This window comes from Oceaniovalibus sp. ACAM 378 (assembly GCF_008085915.1).
Classification (GTDB): domain Bacteria; phylum Pseudomonadota; class Alphaproteobacteria; order Rhodobacterales; family Rhodobacteraceae; genus Oceaniglobus.
Map to the genome: position 1 here is coordinate 55,444 of NZ_VSJK01000014.1, position 16,452 is coordinate 71,895.

The 16,452-nt window shown below is 59.9% G+C and carries 15 protein-coding genes; 5 read left to right on the forward strand and 10 right to left on the reverse strand.

The genetic code is table 11. The features are described 5' to 3' along the window. Positions 1-8: 8 nt before the first annotated feature. From FQ320_RS18150 to FQ320_RS25775, 9 genes are all read right to left on the reverse strand, one after another. The gene (locus FQ320_RS18150; protein WP_148474754.1) at positions 9-767 is read right to left on the reverse strand and encodes a flavodoxin family protein; all 759 of its coding nucleotides are present in this window, start codon (positions 765-767) and stop codon (positions 9-11) included. A gap of 48 nt (positions 768-815) precedes the next feature. Continuing rightward, entirely contained in the window at positions 816-1,250 is a 435-nt protein-coding gene (locus tag FQ320_RS18155) for a DUF6789 family protein (RefSeq protein ID WP_148474755.1), read from the reverse strand. A gap of 34 nt (positions 1,251-1,284) precedes the next feature. Continuing rightward, on the reverse strand, positions 1,285-1,554 hold the full coding sequence (locus tag FQ320_RS18160; protein ID WP_187393958.1) for a zf-HC2 domain-containing protein: 270 nt from the start codon (positions 1,552-1,554) through the stop codon (positions 1,285-1,287). A 93-nt stretch (positions 1,555-1,647) separates the two neighbouring features. Next, positions 1,648-2,250, reverse strand: coding sequence for an RNA polymerase sigma factor (locus FQ320_RS18165; protein WP_148474757.1), 603 nt, complete (start codon positions 2,248-2,250; stop codon positions 1,648-1,650). A gap of 109 nt (positions 2,251-2,359) precedes the next feature. Beyond that, complete coding sequence (locus FQ320_RS18170) at positions 2,360-3,157, reverse strand: lipo-like protein (RefSeq protein WP_148474758.1); 798 nt, start codon at positions 3,155-3,157, stop codon at positions 2,360-2,362. A gap of 222 nt (positions 3,158-3,379) precedes the next feature. After that, positions 3,380-3,982 carry a TetR/AcrR family transcriptional regulator gene (locus tag FQ320_RS18175; protein ID WP_148474759.1) on the reverse strand — a complete coding sequence of 201 codons (603 nt, stop codon included), beginning with the start codon at positions 3,980-3,982 and terminating at the stop codon, positions 3,380-3,382. Between the two features lie 2 nt (positions 3,983-3,984). Next, positions 3,985-4,629 (reverse strand): DsbA family protein, encoded by a 645-nt coding sequence (locus tag FQ320_RS18180; RefSeq protein ID WP_148474760.1) that lies wholly within the window; start codon positions 4,627-4,629, stop codon positions 3,985-3,987. Positions 4,630-4,698: 69 nt separating this feature from the next. Further along, positions 4,699-5,265 carry a carboxymuconolactone decarboxylase family protein gene (locus FQ320_RS18185; protein WP_148474761.1) on the reverse strand — a complete coding sequence of 189 codons (567 nt, stop codon included), beginning with the start codon at positions 5,263-5,265 and terminating at the stop codon, positions 4,699-4,701. Continuing rightward, positions 5,258-5,434, reverse strand: coding sequence for a hypothetical protein (locus tag FQ320_RS25775; protein ID WP_187393959.1), 177 nt, complete (start codon positions 5,432-5,434; stop codon positions 5,258-5,260). Before FQ320_RS25775 ends, FQ320_RS18185 begins: the two co-directional genes overlap by 8 nt. A gap of 436 nt (positions 5,435-5,870) precedes the next feature. On the opposite strand from FQ320_RS25775, the gene FQ320_RS18190 reads away from it, so the two are divergent. Next, positions 5,871-6,644 carry an SDR family NAD(P)-dependent oxidoreductase gene (locus FQ320_RS18190; RefSeq protein WP_148474762.1) on the forward strand — a complete coding sequence of 258 codons (774 nt, stop codon included), beginning with the start codon at positions 5,871-5,873 and terminating at the stop codon, positions 6,642-6,644. On the opposite strand, the gene FQ320_RS18195 is transcribed toward FQ320_RS18190, so the two are convergent. Continuing rightward, entirely contained in the window at positions 6,617-9,403 is a 2,787-nt protein-coding gene (locus FQ320_RS18195; RefSeq protein ID WP_148474763.1) for an AMP-binding protein, read from the reverse strand. The genes FQ320_RS18190 and FQ320_RS18195 overlap by 28 nt on opposite strands. Before the next feature lie 39 nt (positions 9,404-9,442). Between FQ320_RS18195 and FQ320_RS18200 the strand changes: the two genes are divergently transcribed. The 4 genes from FQ320_RS18200 to FQ320_RS18215 all read left to right on the forward strand — a co-directional run bounded on the left by FQ320_RS18200 (position 9,443) and on the right by FQ320_RS18215 (position 16,431). Then, the gene (locus tag FQ320_RS18200; RefSeq protein WP_148474764.1) at positions 9,443-9,661 is read left to right on the forward strand and encodes a hypothetical protein; all 219 of its coding nucleotides are present in this window, start codon (positions 9,443-9,445) and stop codon (positions 9,659-9,661) included. Positions 9,662-9,828: 167 nt separating this feature from the next. Beyond that, positions 9,829-12,504, forward strand: coding sequence for a molybdopterin-dependent oxidoreductase (locus FQ320_RS18205; protein ID WP_148474765.1), 2,676 nt, complete (start codon positions 9,829-9,831; stop codon positions 12,502-12,504). Between the two features lie 770 nt (positions 12,505-13,274). Next, entirely contained in the window at positions 13,275-15,353 is a 2,079-nt protein-coding gene (locus FQ320_RS18210; protein ID WP_187393960.1) for an acetate--CoA ligase family protein, read from the forward strand. 52 nt (positions 15,354-15,405) lie between these two features. Then, complete coding sequence (locus FQ320_RS18215; RefSeq protein ID WP_148474767.1) at positions 15,406-16,431, forward strand: ABC transporter substrate-binding protein; 1,026 nt, start codon at positions 15,406-15,408, stop codon at positions 16,429-16,431. Positions 16,432-16,452: the final 21 nt, after the last annotated feature.

The window sequence follows — 16,452 nt, forward strand, 5'->3', positions numbered from 1 at the left end:
TGGCAGGCTCATACCCGGTGCTCGGGGTTTTCGTAATCGAAACGGCAGCCTGCCTTCCACGCGTTGCGGTCGTTGCCGTGGTTGGGCAGACCGCCCGCATCTTTCAGCATCCGCGCCATGTGCATCAGGTTCCACGTCATGATCGTTGCATTGCGCTGGGTGAAATCGTTGTCAAAGCCTGCCGGGCCGCCTTCGATCTCATCCCCATAGGATGGGCCCGGGCCAGCCTCGCCGATCCAGCCGCAATCGGCCTGCGGTGGAATTGTATAGCCCAGATGGCCAAGCGCATAGAGGATCGTCATCGCGCAGTGCTTGATCCCGTCCTCGTTGCCGGTCACGACCGCGGCGCCTGTCTTGCCATAGAAAACACTTTGGCCCTTGTCGTTCAGCATCCCTGACATGCCATAAAGCCTTTCGATCAGCACGCGGCAGAGCGAGCTTTCTTCACCCAGCCAGATCGGCGTTCCGATGATCAGGATGTCGGCGGCGGCGACCTTTTCCCACAGTGCGGGCCAATCGTCCCTGTCCCAGCCGTGCTCGGTCATATCCGGATAGACACCGTAAGCGATCTGATGCGACGCAGCGTGAATATGCTCCACGCTGACACCATTGCGCGACATGATCTCACCAGCGACCGAGAGCAGCAACTTGGTATGAGAGTCCCCCTCGACCTTCTTCAGGGTTGTGTTGAAGATCACCGCCTTCAGATCAGAGAAATCGGTCGTGTTATCGTCGCAAAGCTTTGACTGGGTCTCGTTCAAGGTCATGGTAGGGCTCTCCTGTCAGGTGACGCTGGTGGATGTGACTGGCCGGGTTCAGGCGGTCTGCACCGGGGCGGGCAAGAGCGCATAGGTTTTCCCGAGGACGGCCCCAAAGATGATATGCAGCACCAGCGTCATGACAGGCGCCATCACGCCGAAATTCATCCCAAAGAAGCCAGCACCCGCCATCGGCATGATCACGATCATCATGCCCAGCCAGGCAACAATACCAAATACAATGCCTTTAAGTACGGCGCTGCCGCCGGGGATCATATCATAAAGGATCGCGAAACCGCCGCCCCAGGCCACGGTGCCGATCATGAAATGGGCGATCCAGCCCACAATAGTCGGCGCACCCATCATCATGGCGAGCATGGCTGCCACATCAAGTTCTGGCAGCACGCCCATCATGCCTTTGGCAACCATCAGCACCGATAATACGGCAGTTGCAACGAAGCCGGCCAGAAAGCCGTTTTTGAGATTGGTCATTTTATTGCTCCTTCAAATATGTCGCGGGGCCGTCTTAGACGCCGGACTGTTTTCCATCGTTAAACGCGGCAAGGATGCTGTCGATGCAGGTGTCGACCGTTTTATCGTCTTGGCCCGCCTTTAGGCTGCGGGCTTCGGCAGTGATCAGGCTGCGCGTCACGCGCATCTGGCCGATGAACCGGGCACAGCCGTTGCACATCGACATGTGCAGTCGAAACTGCAGCCTTTGAGTGAGGCTTGTCTCTTCATCCAGAAAAGCGTCGGCCTGTTCAGCAAGCTCGCGGCAGGTCAGCATCATCATCATCCGTTGTCGTGGCTTATGAATAGAGAACTGCCCAGCCGGCATTTCGTTACAGATTTTTCTGAAGTAATTTGCAGGAAGCTCAAAAAGTGCGCATCAGCTTGCCACTTCGTTGATCGCCTGTCGTAGGGTCCGGCGTGCCCGGTGCAGCAAAATGCGCATGTTTCCCTCGGTGATCTCAAGGATCTCGCAGACCTCTTGCGATTCAAGCTCTTGTTGCGCCCGCAACACCAAGACAGCGCGTTGCGCAGGCGGCAATTCCTCAATCGCGGTGCTGACATGGTCGAGAATCTGGCGTCCGGCGACGACACGCTCGGGTGTCATCTCGTCCCACAGATCGGGTTTGTCCTTCCAGCGCCCCCGCCCATCAAAGGCGTCGGCGAAATCGTCGTCGTTCGCCGCAGTATCAAGCGATACAACGCGACCATCGCGTTTGACGCGGGTTTTCGCCTTGTTTGACAGTATCGTGAAAATCCAACCGGCAAGCGATGACCGCGCCTCAAATCCCTCAATGTTGCGCAACACTGCGATCCAGGTCTCATGCGCCACCTCTTCTGCCGAGGCGCGATTGCGCAAAATCGCCGAGGCGACCCGCACCATCGAGACGTTATGCCGACGATAAAGGCTTTCAAACGCGCCGCGCTCGCCCGCCGTAAGGCCACGGACGATTTCGGCGTCGTTTTCAGCCTGCGCAGTCATTCAGCATTTTCCCGACTTTTCCACCGGTGCCGCGCAAGACAATTGCCATGCCACCTTTGATGATTGACGCCATAACGGGGGTCGCAGCGGCATCAAAGCGCTTGGATGATCACCGCTCACTGGATGGCCTTTCGGGCGGGGCCCAGACCAGTCGGCGGTGGTCAAAGTCTGTCATGAGGTTCGGCTTGATGACGTTGAAAAACGGCGACAGATCGAAATCACGGGGCGTGAACAAGGAATGGTGGCGTATGTGATAGATCTCTTTCTGCGCGAAGGCACCGCTTTTGCCAGCGGTCGTCACGTCCGGCAAGATCGGATAGTGGATCGATTGGAAGGCCTGTGCGATCAAGGACGAGCAGATCGCCCTTGTCGGATCGCCGGACCCAACGGCAAGCAAGCGTCGTCGCCAACGGACGGGCACTGGTGGCGTCGGGAAGAAATAGCGCAACAGATCAAATATGTTGCGCATGTCGTACCTCAGGCCAAGTTTTCCGACCATGAAAGCAACGATCTTTGCACGTTCCCGTGCGGATAACCCCAGTGGGCGACAGATGCGCGTGTTGTAGGTTTCGTACTTGGACAATTCCACGGCCTCGCAGCCACGGCCCAAATTCACCTCGATCAATCTTGCCCGCTCCGATCCGTCCTTGGGTGCAGGAAGCGTTTCGCCAATGTAAAGGGCAGCATGTGACCATGTGGACTGCGTCAGATATTTGATCGCAACTGAAATGCGTTCGTTGCCCTCGATCAGAACCACGTCACCCGGCAATAGCGTTCTGCAAAGCGTGTCGAAGTCTGACGGCGTGTAGGGATTATATCCAGAGCTTTGCTTGCTGAGCTTGGTTGCAAGATGCCTCCCGACCCAATCTAGCGTCCTGTCGAATGCAGTGCTCTCTCTCGCAGCCATGGTTCACCCCCAACGGTAGGATAGTTCGATATTATCTGACCGCAAAGGTTCCAGTGATCCGATAACAACAATGGGATGGCGGTGCAGGGGGACTGGCGCCATGTGGATGACCGCGAGGGATGAAGGGATCTTAGGCAAGGGTGCCGAGGAAACCGGGCCTTGCAGGGTGGCGCAGGTGTCAAATGCGATGGCCTTGATGGCCGTTGCAGGACCTGTCGGCTTTCAGGTGACCTTCACGCGTTTATCGTCGATTTCTGAGGCCATATCTTCAGCCAGTTGGTTGAAGTCTTCGGTATCCATGCCCTGATGCATGGCCAGCCGAAGTGCCGTGACATTGGCCTGAAATCGGCGCGCCAAGCGGTTTGGGTCTGCACTGGCTGGCAACTCGCCCGCGTTTTGCGCCGCGACAAAGGCGGCGACAAATTCGTTTTGCATCGCGGTCAGATAGTCCCGGGTCGTGTCAGCAATCGCCGGGTCTGTCGTGCGCGTGTCGACCATGGTTTTCGTCAACATGCAGGCCTGTCGTGCCAAGTCATCCGGAGCCAGCCGCCCATAGGTGCGGAACTGTTCAGCCAGAGCATCCAAGGGCGAGGTCGCGCGCGCCAGTTGATCGCGAAACCCCGCGCGCGACTTCTCGAAATAACGCCTCAACGCCAGCAAATAGAGGTTCTCTTTGCTGGTAAATGCCGCATAGATGCTGCCGGGTTTCATCGCCAACCTCGCCTCAAGATCCTTGAGCGACGTTGCATGAAACCCCTTCTCCCAGAACAGAACCATAGCGGCGTCGAGGGCGATTTCCCGATCGTAAGGCGCTGAACGAGCCATGGTCAGGCAGGCTCATTCGTCAGCTGCTTCAGGATGCTCGTATAGTTTTCGACCCCTTGGGCGCCGGTCACAAGGTGCTGGGCATCAAAAATCACCGCCGGAACGCCGCGAATACCTTGCTGGGTCCAGAACTTCTCTGCCTTGCGGACTTCGGACGCAAAGCGCTGATCCTGCAAGACTGTCAAAGCCTCGGCCGGATCAAGCCCAATTTCGCCGGCGACAGCGGCCAGAACCGCAATGTCAGACAGGTCACGCCCATCAGTGAAATGTGCAGTGAACAACGCCATTTTCAAGTCATGCTTGCGACCTTGTTCATCGGCCCAATGCAGCAATTGATGGGCGTTGAACGTGTTGTGCATACGCATGTCTTCGGTGAAGCGGAAATCAAAATCCAGATCGGTGCCGAGTGCTGTCATCTGCTGACGGCTTTGTTCGGATTGCTCCGGGGTCGAGCCATATTTCTCGATGATATGCGCGCGGGTGTTCTGCCCCTCTGGCGGCATCTCGGGGTTCAGCTCGAACGGGTGCCAGTGGATCTCGTGCGCGACCTGCGTCGCCTCAAGTGCTTTGGCCAATTGGCGATACCCGATGATGCACCAAGGGCACATCACGTCGGACACGATGTCGATGCGGAGTGGGTCAGTCACGGGATAGTCCTTTCAATTTGTCCAAGTACCTTGCGGGGCGACACTGGTGCCGCCCCGCTGTCATGCGCCTTATTCAGCGGCGACTTTTGCACGCGACCAAGCGAATTTCTTGAACACCTCATCAACCGGAGTCTGGGCAAAGTGGTTGGTGTAGTTCGACATCAATTTCTGTGCAGCACCCAGGATGACTTCAAGGATATTGGCCCGAGTGAACCCAGCGGTGAGGAAGGCTTGCGTGTCGGCCTCATCCACAAATCCGCGGTTCTGAATGACCAGCAGGGTGAAGTCGCGCAGCGCTTCCAGCTTGGCGGTCGGCAGGGGCGTTTCGTTGCGCAGCGCCTCGGTGATTGCGTCATCAACCTTCATCATCTTGGCAATGCCGGTGTGCGCGGGGACGCAGTAGTGGCAGTCCTGTTCGACGTTCACAGTTTGCCAGACGACAGTTTTTTCCTCGTCGGTCAGGCTGGTGGCCATGAACTGTTGATGGGCAAAGTTATAGGTCGCCAGCAGTCCGGGTGCGTCGGCCATTACAGCATGCAGGCCGGGGATACGGCCGTTGTTTTTCAGCGACGTTTCCAGAAGCGGCTTGGACAGGTCGGGGGCAGTTTCGATGGTGTGTTTGATAAAGTCAGTCATTCAGTTTCCTTAAGTTGTCAGTTTGGTGTGGTTGAATTCTTGTGGGGCGGATGTCGGCGCACCATTTTTCAATCAGGCGGGTGGTCGTGGTGGCCGTCACCTCTTGGCTGGATACGGTGAACAAACCTTTGTCCAACCCGTCGATGCCGACAGCAGCAGGCCGCATCATTTTTGATCGCATCCTGGTCCGGTCGATTCTGTTCTCTGCGCCGCGTCTCCCCGTTTGTGTTCCAAAGGCGCCGTTTCGCCTCTATCGCCATATGGCGTACAAGTGATGTAGGTGCGGTTGAGCAATCACTCAATACTCAGCTTGAGCATTCACTCAATCGTGAGGGCGGTCGCGCAAGGATATCTGGTGGGACAGGCGGACCCCTTCGGGTAGGGCGCGCGCATCGCTCCGGGAAGGCGACCAGTCAATCCATCTATGATCGATCTTATCGATAAACTGATGTGGATCGTGCCCATTGGACGGGTAAGGGCGAGGTCTGATTCTTGTCCCCCAAGCGCCGTCTGTCAATGTCAGAAGCCCGCCGGTGATTTCGCGGTGCACGCGCAGCTGAATTGGCGTAGCAAGGCGCAAATTTCGGACAAACGACAGGAACGGCATGACCAAGGTCAACAGAACGGCAATCGTGACAGGCGGACTTTCGGGAATGGGGTTGGCCATTGCGCGCAGACTGGCCCGTGACGGGGCGCAGGTGACCATCGGCGCGCGTCGGGGCGGCGATGCAGAGCTTGCGCGCGATATCCTCGGGCAGCAGGGCGTCGATGCGCGGGTCGCTGCACTGGACGTGCGATCGAGCGAAAGTGTGGATGGTTTCGTCGCGGATGTCGTCTCGCGATATGGCGGGGTGGACATCCTGATCAACGCGGCAGGCGTCTATGCCGAGGCCGCCGTCATCGACCATCCCGACGCCATCTGGGACGATCACATCGACACCAATCTGTCGGGCACGTTTCGGATGATCCGCAGCGTAATGCCGCATATGAAGGCAGCGGGCTGGGGGCGGATCGTCAATCTGGCATCGGTCGCGGCGCATCAGGGCATGGTGAACAATGCCGCTTACTGCGCGTCGAAGGCCGGGCTTCTGGGGCTTGGCCGCTGCGTCAGTCTGGAAGGCGCGCCGCATGGCATCACCTGCGTTTCGATCAGCCCGACATGGGTGGAAACCGAGATGCTGAAGCAGTTTATCGACGCCGACGTCGAAGCCACCGGAAAATCGCGCGAAGCGGTGCGGGCAGAGTACGCCGCATCGAATCCCCAGCACAAACTGGTCCAGCCCGACGAGATCGCGGACCTCGCTGCCTTCCTTGTCAGTGATGCCGCGCGGGCCATCACGATGGAGGACGTTCAGGTCAACGCTGGATCTCTCTGGTAACTGGCGCGGCGGCGCGCCAGCAGCGCGTCTGTCTCGCTGATCGTGTCGAAGGCCGCGTCTGACATCTGCGACCAGACGGCGCGGGCTGCATCGGTGTCGAATGCCGCATCAGCGTGCAGGGTGTCGGGAAACTCGGCGATCACGCGGGCGATGCCGGGCGGGATGTCGACCGTCTCCAGCCAGTCCTGCGCCGCCATGAAGTTGGCGCCCTCGGGGGCAACACGCCCGCGCGTCATCAGGTTGTAAACCCGCGCCTCCGGAGCTGTTATATCACCCAACAGGAAGGCGGCAGCGGCGCGCACATCGGTCATCGGAAATTGCAGTCCCTGCGGAAATGCATCGGCGCGGAACGATGCGGCCAGTACAATCTCATAGATGTCACGCGGGTTTGGCGCGTCGAGATCATAGAGCGACGGCAACCGCACGATGGCGGCAGGGGTGCCTGATGCGGTGATCGCAGTTTCCGCTGCAATCTTGGCAGCGCCGTAGCCGGTGCAGTGCTCCCAGGTTGTTGCCGGTGCTTCGGGCCAGGGGCCACCCCGGTCGGGAAACACGGCGCTGGACGAGGTGAAGCGCAGGTCTGCTCCGGCCGCGCGACAAAACGCCAATACCGTATCAATGCCGCGCGCCGACCAGTCCAGCATATCGGCCTCGCCAATCGCCATGTTGACCATGGCCGCGCAATGCACGACCGCGCCCACTGATCCGGCCAGCGTATCATGCGCAGCGTCGTCCAGCCCAAAGCGCGGTGCGTCCAGCGTACCGGGCACCATGACATAGCGGTTGGCGGCGACCCCCTGCGCCCGCGCCACATCGTCCAGCCGGTCGCGCGCGCCACGCCGTTTGTCGCGCACAAGGCAGTAAACCACATGACCGGGCGGCAGGTCGCGCGCCGCGCGCGCCAGGACATGCCCGCCCAGAAACCCCGTGGCCCCCGTCAACAGAATTCCGGGCCGGTCGAACACATCGGTGGGTGCGGGGGCATCCGCCTGCTCGGTCAAAAGCTGGTCGAGCCGGTGCAAGGGGACGTTCATGGCAAGGTCAAAATCAACGGGTTTGTCATAGGCCCGCTCAAGCTCCAGCATCAGGGTGACGCACATCAGAGAGTCACCCCCTTGATCGTGAAAGCTGAGCGCGGGGTCGATCTGATCGGGGGCGCAGCCCATGGCAAGGGATGCGGCGGCGATGACGGCATCTTCAGCGGCTGGGCCTGTATCACTTTCGTCGGCCACGGCGGGCAGAGACCGCAGGTCGGCCTTGCCCGATACCGGGTGCAGCGGGATCGCGTCCAACTGCACAAGGTACGCGGGCACACAATAGGCGGGCAGAACCGCACGCAGGTCTGCGGCCAGTGCGGCGGGCATCCGGTTGCTGCCGGGTTGCAGGCCCCAGCGATCTGCGTTCGCCCGCGCCTGTTCGGCATCGGCGGCGAAATAGAAGATCAGGGCCGGCCCCCGTGCACCGACCTCTGCCACCCAGGGTGCGGCCCGTGCAAAACTCAAACGGTCGCGCATGGTATCGGTCAGTTCGCGGGTCTGGATCGAAAAGCCCCGCAGCTTCAGCATATGCGCAATACGGCCGACGATATGCAGCGCGCCGTTTTCGTCCAGCCAAGCCTGATCGCCGGTGTCGTAAAGACGCATTTCCCGCCCGTCGATGGTCAGGGTGCGAAACCGCAGGCGCGTTTCTTCGGGGCGGTTGACGTATCCGCTCCCGAGCATGCGCGGCCCTTCAAAATGCAACTGTCCGGGGGTGCCGGGCGGGCAGGGGGCGTCGCTTTCGTCCAGGATCACGGCGCGCAGGTGTTGCATTGGCACACCCACCGAAACCGGCCCGCCGCCCGAGGGTTCCGTCAGCCGCGACATGCACACGTCATGGGTTTCGCAAATGCTATAGAGGTTCCACAGCGCCGCTCCCGGCACCTTGTCCAGCGAGGCGGCAATCAGATCATCGCTCACGACCTCGCCGTTCAGCACGACGCGGCGCAGCGGCAAAGCGCTTGCGGTTTTACGGTCCAGCGCGGACAGAAAGGTGTCATAGAAGGACGGCGTGAACAGCATCTCGTCGATGTCGTTGCAGATCAGGAAATCGGCCAATCCACGCGGCGCCATCAAGGTGTTGGGGTCCGGAAACCACAGTTCCGCGCCCTTGCGCAGGGGGCGAAACATTTCCCAGATGGCGAAGATATAAATCCCGACGCGCAGGCCGGGACCATAGGGCGTGAACGCATCGCGCCACTCATAGGACAGATAGGCGGCATCCTGTGATACGGGGATACATTTGGGCCGTCCCGTCGTGCCCGAAGTCGCCACGAGGTAAATCGGATCTTTTGCGTCAACCGGGGCGGGTCGCAACGCTGTGACGGGTGCGGCACTGACCCCGTCCAGCAATCCGTTTGCATCCAGCGTTCGGCAATCCCCCGGCAGGTGACCGGCAGCTATGGGCTGGCACAGGATGACGAGGGTTACGCGCAATTCTGAGATGATGTTGTGTAAAACCATCGGCGGCATGGCCGGATCCAGATGCACGAAGGGACGCCCGTGGATCACGCAGGCCACAGCACTTGCGGCCATGGCGATACCCGGCGCGCCAAAGATGCCGACGACCTGCACGTCGCGCAGATGCGGTTCGGTGCATTCGGCGAAACTGCCCAGCTGACCATAAGAAAGCTTGCGCTCGCTATCTGCCATGGCCGGCTGGTTTTCATAGGCGGCGATTGCGCGAACCAGGTCGGCGGCGACGGTCTGGGGGTTGGACATGGCGTCGGGTTCCTTGCGATACGGGGACTGCCCGTCGTCATGGAAGCCCTTGGTGAAACTTATGGCCTGATTGCCGCAACGCAATCCACCTGCAGCAAAAATTTCACCATGAACTACAGCGCACTGCGCCGGGCGATCAATACCATCAGTCTAACGGCGACTCTCACCATCTGCGTCTTCGGCGAAAATTCGTCGGCCCCGCAATTTCATCGGTTCAGGAAGATCGCATCTGAATGGAAAAGCGCGCCTTGCAGCTGACGGAGACGGCCATCGCGGTGGCGCGGCGTCTTTCCGATCACATGGAGGAGGTGCGCAGATGCTCGCCAATAATAGAGTCTCGGATAAATAAGTATTTGTTCTAGATCAAGCTTTCCCCTGCGGATCTAGTTAGGCAGGGCGCAGCACCGCCATATCCGGAGAAACTCATGTCCTTTCATACCCCGACCCGCCGCGCCTTTCTTCAGGGCGGTGTCGCCGCGTTTGGGGCAACGAGTCTGCTCAGCAGCACCGCGATGGCTGCTCTGGATACCAACTCGCTTTCAAGCGCGCGGGTGTTTCACGCGAGCCACTTTGGCCCGTTCGAGGCCGTCGTGCGTGACGGCAAGCTGATCAATGTCACCACAGTGCCAGAGCTGGACGCCCAGCCGACCGAGATGTTGATGTATGGCATCAAGGACCGCACCTATGACAAATCGCGCATCGACTATCCGATGGTGCGCAAATCCTATCTGGAAAATTGGGAGAACGGCGAAACCAAACCGGAACTGCGCGGCAAGGAGCCCTATGTGCGGGTCGATTGGGACACCGCTTTCAGCCTGACCGCCAAGGCGCTTCTGGACACGGCCAGCAACCACGGCAACGAGGCGATCTTCAGTTCATCCTATGGCGGCTGGGCCAATGCGGGAAGCTTTCGGCCCAACGTGATGCAAGGGCGCCTGTTGAACCTGATCGGCGGCTGCACCAACACGCAGGGTGACTGGTCTGCCGGTGCGTCACAGATCAGCCTGCCGCGCGTCATCGGCGATATGGAGGTCTATTCAGCGCAGACCGCCTGGGAGGTGATCCGCGACAATACCGAAGTGTTCGTGCTGGTCGGCTGCGACCCGATCAAGAACAACCGCATCGAATTCACCGTCGCTGACCACCAGATGTATGGCCCTTGGGCGCAAATTCGCGACAATGGCACCAAATTCATCTCGATCAATCCGCAGCGCACGCCGTCCGACGAATACCTGAACGCCGAATGGATCAGCATTGTACCCAACACCGATGTCGCCCTGTTCAACGCGATGGCATTCCATGTTCTTGAAAACGGGATGGAAGACCGCGAGTATCTGGCGAAATACACCGTCGGCGCGGGCCAATGGATCGACTATGTTCAGGGCAAGCGGGACGACACGCCCAAAAGTCCGGAATGGGCCGAAAAGATCACCGGGATCCCGGCCGACAAGATCCGCGAACTGGCCGAACTGATGGCCACCAAAAAGACCGAGATTGCAGGTGCATGGTCGCTGCAACGCGCGCAGCACGGCGAAATGACCCATTGGGCCATGGTCAACTTCTCGGCCCTCTGCGGCCATATTGGCAAGCCGGGTCAAGGGGTTGGTTTCTCCTGGCACTATGGCTCGGGCGGGATGCCGGAATCGGGCAAATCCACGCCGACCGGACTGAGCCAGGGACGCAACTGGGTCAAGGGCATCTGCCCTGCCAGCCGGATCACCGAAATGCTGGAGAATCCCGGCGGCGAATTCATCTACAACGGCATGACCGGCACCTATCCCGACGTAAAGATGATCTATAACGCCGGTAACAACTTCATGTCGCACCAGCAGGACACCAATCGCCTGATCCGCGCGCTGGAGAAGGTCGAAACCATCGTCAGCGTCGACGTCTGGTGGACGGCGGCAACCCGCTGGGCCGATATCGTGCTGCCCGCGTGCTCGACGCTGGAACGCGACGACATCAGCGTCGGCGGAACCTATTCCAATGACAAGATCTACGCGATGAAGCAGGTGATCGAACCGGAAGGCGAAAGCATGTCCGACTATCACATCTGCGAAGGTCTGGCGGATAAATTGGGGCTCTGGACCCAGTTCACCGATGGTTTGGAAATGATCGACCACATCGAAGCCGCCTATTCTCGTTCGGGGGCATCCGAGCACACATCGTTCGAAGACTTTTGGGAAAAGGGCTATGCCCGACAGGAGGTCCCGCCGGAAGCCCGCCGTTGGGTGCGCCACGGCGATTTCTACACCGATCCCATCGCAAACCCGTTGCACACCGCATCCGGCAAGATCGAAATGTTCAGCGAGGAAATCGCGGGTTTCGAGATTGACGATTGCCCGGGCATGCCTGTCTGGATGGAAAAGCATGAATATCTCGGCAACGCCAAAGAGGGCCAACTGCATGTGGTCAGCCCGCACCCTTGGTATCGCCTGCACAGCCAGATGGACCAGTCCGAGACGCTTCGCGAACTCTATAAAATTCAGGGGCGTGAACCCGTCCGCATCAACAGGCAGGACGCAGCGGACCGTGGCATTGAAGACGGCGATCTGGTTGAACTTTACAACGATCGCGGCACGATCATCGTCGGTGCCATTCTGTCCGACGACATCATGGCGGGTGTGGTTTCCGTCTACGAAGGCGGATGGCCGTCCCTGGACAGCAAGGGGCGCTGCAACTCGGGTCTGGTCAATTTTCTGACGTCGACGCAAAGGTCTTCGGGATTGTCACAGGCAACGACGGCAAACACCGTTTTGTGCAGCATGCGCAAATGCAAAGATCCGGAAGGGCCGAATATGGCCTATGAAAAGCCCGAAATCATCGAGGGTTACGAACTGACCGCGATTGATGAAGACGTGCTGGATCTCGACCGGGTCCATGACATCACCGAATCCCTGCTGGTTGATGCCACACCGGGCGAAAAGATCTTTTACGAGCGTTGTACCGTATGCCACGGACCGCGCGAGGTTTCGCATTTCACGCAGAACCAGTGGAAGGGGATCACGCCGTCTATGTTCCCCCGCGCCGGGCTGGATGAAAACGAGGCAACGTTGGTCATGGAATACCTGATGAAGAACGCCTCGGACGCGGCCAAGTAATGTTATGCGAGGCGACCGGACGGTCCAGCCGCCTCGCGCATTTCCACCCTGCAAATGAGTGAAAGCAGGCCTGTTTCACGGACGTTTGTGATGTGGAAACGGGTTGTGACTGCGGCGGACTGGACGCCGCAGTCGTTGCCGTTCGTCCCACAGGATGAAGTCTGAACCCCTCCGCATGAAATCCGCCTGAACGAACTGCACAACGCAGGAAGTTAGCAAGGCAAAAATGACGCCTGCTGCCATCTTCACGGCGTCTGCTCAGACATCGGCAAACGGCAGCAAAGCGGGGTCGATTGACGGTGAACGCAGTCTCTTGATGCAATCCGCGCCGGGTGCTTCGGCTGCGAATCTCGGGCCGGACGTTGCGGCCTTCGAAGAAAGAATTCACCTGTGACCAGTCTTGTTTTTGACAGTCTGTCCGTAACTTCGAACGCTGCGGGGTGGCCCACTGGTGTGGGGCGCGATCGCTGCGCTTCAAGACACTTGCAGATGATGCTGTGCAGTTGGAACAGACGGTGCTGGGCCTGCGCGTTGACGAGGTCGTGACGATTCTATCAAAGGCGGCATTGGCGCCGACTGATCGAAAGCGGTGTGGGCAACGACACCCTGTCTGGTCGGGGCGGAGCCGACACCATTATGGTCTAATATTCACACAATAACAATGGCTTGTAAGATCTCTCCATCACTCAGCAAGAAATTATTGACATAACGTCAGTTTTAATTGACGTTATGTAAATATCTTGTGGGGGAGCCTGTCGATGGATTGCCAGTTGGATCGTGAACACACCGAGAACCGCAGCGACGCGTTGACGTCGCTGCTTTCGCCCCGGCGCATTGCCATAGTCGGGGTTTCGGCCGGCGATCCCCAATCCTGGGGGCATCGCGTGGTGCGCGTGCTGATCGACGGCGGGTTCTCGGGCGATGTCTGCGTTGTCCATCCGAAAACCGATTTTCCCGGCGTGGCGACCGTGCGCAGCATTGCCGAGATCGCAGACCCTGAACTGATCGTGATCTGTGTGCCCGCCGAACGGGCCATCGGCGTTGTCGACGAAGCCCGCGTTGCCGGTGCAAAGGCCGTAATCGTGTTTGCATCCGAATTTGCCGAAGCAGGTTCCGCGGGCGCTGTGCTTCAGGAAAAACTGGTCACAGCGGCGGGCGATATGGCGATGCTGGGGCCGAACTGCTTTGGCATTTCCAACCGCGTCGACGATGTGAAGCTGTCCGCCGCGCCATTCCTGAACAAGACCCTGCGCGGCCCCGGCGAGGTCGCCCTTGTGGCACAGTCCGGCGCATTGGGGCTGGTTCTCAGCCGTTGTGTCGAAGAGGCCGGCAGCGGCTATTCGCATTTCGTCAGCGTCGGCAATGAGGCAACATTGGGCGCCACCGAAATCTCGCGCCACTTGGTCGACCGCGACGAAGTGGGTGTCGTTCTGCTGTATCTCGAGGCTTTGCGCGATCCACGCAATCTTGCCGAAACGGCCACCCGCGCCGCCGAGCTGGGCAAGCGCGTGGTGCTGTTGAACGCTGGCCGCTCGGAGGCGGGCAAGCGGGCGGCGCTGTCGCACACCGCTGCCATCGCGGGCAACGACATGTTCCTGCAATCCCTGTGTGACGATTTCGGCATCGTTCGCATCCATGACGATGATGAGGTCAAGCCGGTTCTGGCCGCACTGGAACGCAACTGGCAGATGCCGGTGAACCCGCGGGTCTGCATCCTTTCCAACTCGGGCGGGGCAGGGGCAGTTCTTGCCGATCAGGTCGAGGCGGCGGGCGGTCATGTTGTGGAACTGGCGCGCGAAACGCGTGCAAAGGTGGCCGAGATCGGCATGATCGGCGCGGGCGACACCAACCCGATCGATATCGGTGGCGGCTGGGAAGCGACGCTGCATCTGTTCAAGCCGACGCTTGACGCGCTGACCGCGGCCGACGAAGTCGACGCATTGGTCGTCTATATCGCGTTCGGCGAAATGTGCGCTGACCGGGTCGTGCCGATTGCGCAGTATTGTTCGGACAGCGCCAAGCCGGTCACCTTCATCTGGCAGATTGCGCCGCAGGAAGGGCTGGATCAGGTACAGACGCCCGGTATCCTTGCCACCAGCATGGGCGAAGGTGTGCGGATGCTGAGTGCACAGATGAAGCTGAGCGCGCCGCGCCGTGCGAAATGGGTGCCCTTGGCGCAAACCGCTCTGGCTCTGCCGGATCTGGCCGAAGGTCAGAAGACTTTGGCCGAATACGCAAGCAGCGCGGTTTTGGCGCGGCAGGGGATGGGTTTTGTACCCTCCGAATTTGGCGCGGTTGATGCGCTGGATGATCTGGCGGCGCGGGTTTTGGCGCTGGGCTGGGAGCGTCTGGTCGTCAAGGGCAACGCCCATGATGTACCGCACCGCAACCGTGTCGGGCTGGTCAAGGTCGGCGTTACACCCGATGCGCTGGCGGAAACTCTGCGCGACATGGCGCAGACGCTGAACACCCATTCATCGGATCCGGCGCGTGGCCTTCTGGTGCAGCCGATGGTCGCTTTTCAGGGCGAAATTGGCGTCGGTGCGTTGAGCGATCCGCTGTATGGCCCGGTCATCGTGATCGGCCCCGGTGGCGTCGGGATCGAAGACGCGACCGGCACGCGGGATGCACTGCTTTTAAACACCGACAGCGCGAACTGGGACGCCTACGCCGCCCGCGTGGAGGCGCGGTATGACTTGGCGTCCGGCACATTGCGTCCCGTGATTGATGCCATGGCCCACCTGATGGGCAGTGGCCGCGTGACCGAGATTGATGTGAACCCGATGATCCGCACAGAAGACGGCGCGCTGATTGCGCTGGATTCGCTGGTCGTTGTGGATCGCACGTGAACAACCGGCTCCGGACAAACCCGTCCGACGGCCACAATGCGGAGGAGAAGACATGAAAAGACTTATGACACTCGCGGCAATCGCTGCGACGGCGACGGCGGCCCCTCTGGCCGCTCAGGACAAACCCGATCATATCGTTTCCGCCAATACCGGCGGTCCGTATTTGCAGGCAACGCTGGATGCGACCGGCAAGGCCTTCACCGAAGCAACCGGCATCGAAGTGCTGGGCGACGGCCCCCAGACCTTGCCGCAGTTGCAGCAGATGGTGCAGGCCAACCGCGTCACCTGGGACGTCGTCGAAGTGCCGCCGGTGTTCACCATGCGCTATTGCGGTGAACTTTTTCAGGAACTGCCCGAGGATCTGCAGAACCTCGAAAACGTCCTGCCGGGTTTCGGCAACGCCTGTGGCGTACCCGCAGTCGGCTATGCCAACATCATGCTCTACGACACCGAGGCGTTCCCCGATGGCGGGCCGACCAACTGGGCCGATTTCTTCGACACGGCGAAATTCCCCGGCAAGCGTGGCCTCTGGGATGGCGCAGAAGGCGTGAATCTTGAAATCGCGCTGATGGCTGATGGTGTGGATCCGAAAGAGCTGTATCCGCTGGATCTGGATCGTGCTTTCGCAAAGCTGGACACGATCCGCGACGATATCGTGTTCTGGCGATCGGGTGCGCAATCCACCCAGATGATGGAAAGCAAGGAAGTCGACATGCTGATGGCATGGTCGTCGCGTGCTTATCCCGCCCTGAACAACGGTGCGTCCTTCATGCCCGTCTGGAACCAGCACATCATCTATAACAACGTGCTGGCGATCCCGAAGGGTGTGAAGTACCCCGAGATCAGCGCCGATTACATCCGGACCGCCATGATGCCCGCACAGCAGGCGCGCGTTTCCGAACTGTATCCGGTCATCCCCGGCATCATCGGAACCGAGCCCGAGCTGACCGAAGCCGGTCAATTGCTGTTCGCCGCCACGCCTGAACGTGCCGCCGGTGCTGTCGCGCTGGACCTGAAGTGGGTCGCCGACAACTCGGCAGAGATAAACACGCGCTGGACCGAGTGGCTGAACAACTGATCGTCACCACGTGACATCCGC

Bases quoted from the DNA above. Each gene is read 5' to 3' on its own strand.
- FQ320_RS18150 (WP_148474754.1), bottom strand. From the start codon at position 767: ATGACCTTGAACGAGACCCAGTCAAAGCTTTGCGACGATAACACGACC.
- FQ320_RS18165 (WP_148474757.1), bottom strand. From the start codon at position 2,250: ATGACTGCGCAGGCTGAAAACGACGCCGAAATCGTCCGTGGCCTTACG.
- FQ320_RS18155 (WP_148474755.1), bottom strand. From the start codon at position 1,250: ATGACCAATCTCAAAAACGGCTTTCTGGCCGGCTTCGTTGCAACTGCC.
- FQ320_RS18205 (WP_148474765.1), top strand. From the start codon at position 9,829: ATGTCCTTTCATACCCCGACCCGCCGCGCCTTTCTTCAGGGCGGTGTC.
- FQ320_RS18200 (WP_148474764.1), top strand. From the start codon at position 9,443: ATGGAAGCCCTTGGTGAAACTTATGGCCTGATTGCCGCAACGCAATCC.
- FQ320_RS18170 (WP_148474758.1), bottom strand. From the start codon at position 3,157: ATGGCTGCGAGAGAGAGCACTGCATTCGACAGGACGCTAGATTGGGTC.
- FQ320_RS18175 (WP_148474759.1), bottom strand. From the start codon at position 3,982: ATGGCTCGTTCAGCGCCTTACGATCGGGAAATCGCCCTCGACGCCGCT.
- FQ320_RS18190 (WP_148474762.1), top strand. From the start codon at position 5,871: ATGACCAAGGTCAACAGAACGGCAATCGTGACAGGCGGACTTTCGGGA.
- FQ320_RS18195 (WP_148474763.1), bottom strand. From the start codon at position 9,403: ATGTCCAACCCCCAGACCGTCGCCGCCGACCTGGTTCGCGCAATCGCC.
- FQ320_RS18215 (WP_148474767.1), top strand. From the start codon at position 15,406: ATGAAAAGACTTATGACACTCGCGGCAATCGCTGCGACGGCGACGGCG.
- FQ320_RS18185 (WP_148474761.1), bottom strand. From the start codon at position 5,265: ATGACTGACTTTATCAAACACACCATCGAAACTGCCCCCGACCTGTCC.
- FQ320_RS18160 (WP_187393958.1), bottom strand. From the start codon at position 1,554: ATGATGATGATGCTGACCTGCCGCGAGCTTGCTGAACAGGCCGACGCT.
- FQ320_RS25775 (WP_187393959.1), bottom strand. From the start codon at position 5,434: ATGATGCGGCCTGCTGCTGTCGGCATCGACGGGTTGGACAAAGGTTTG.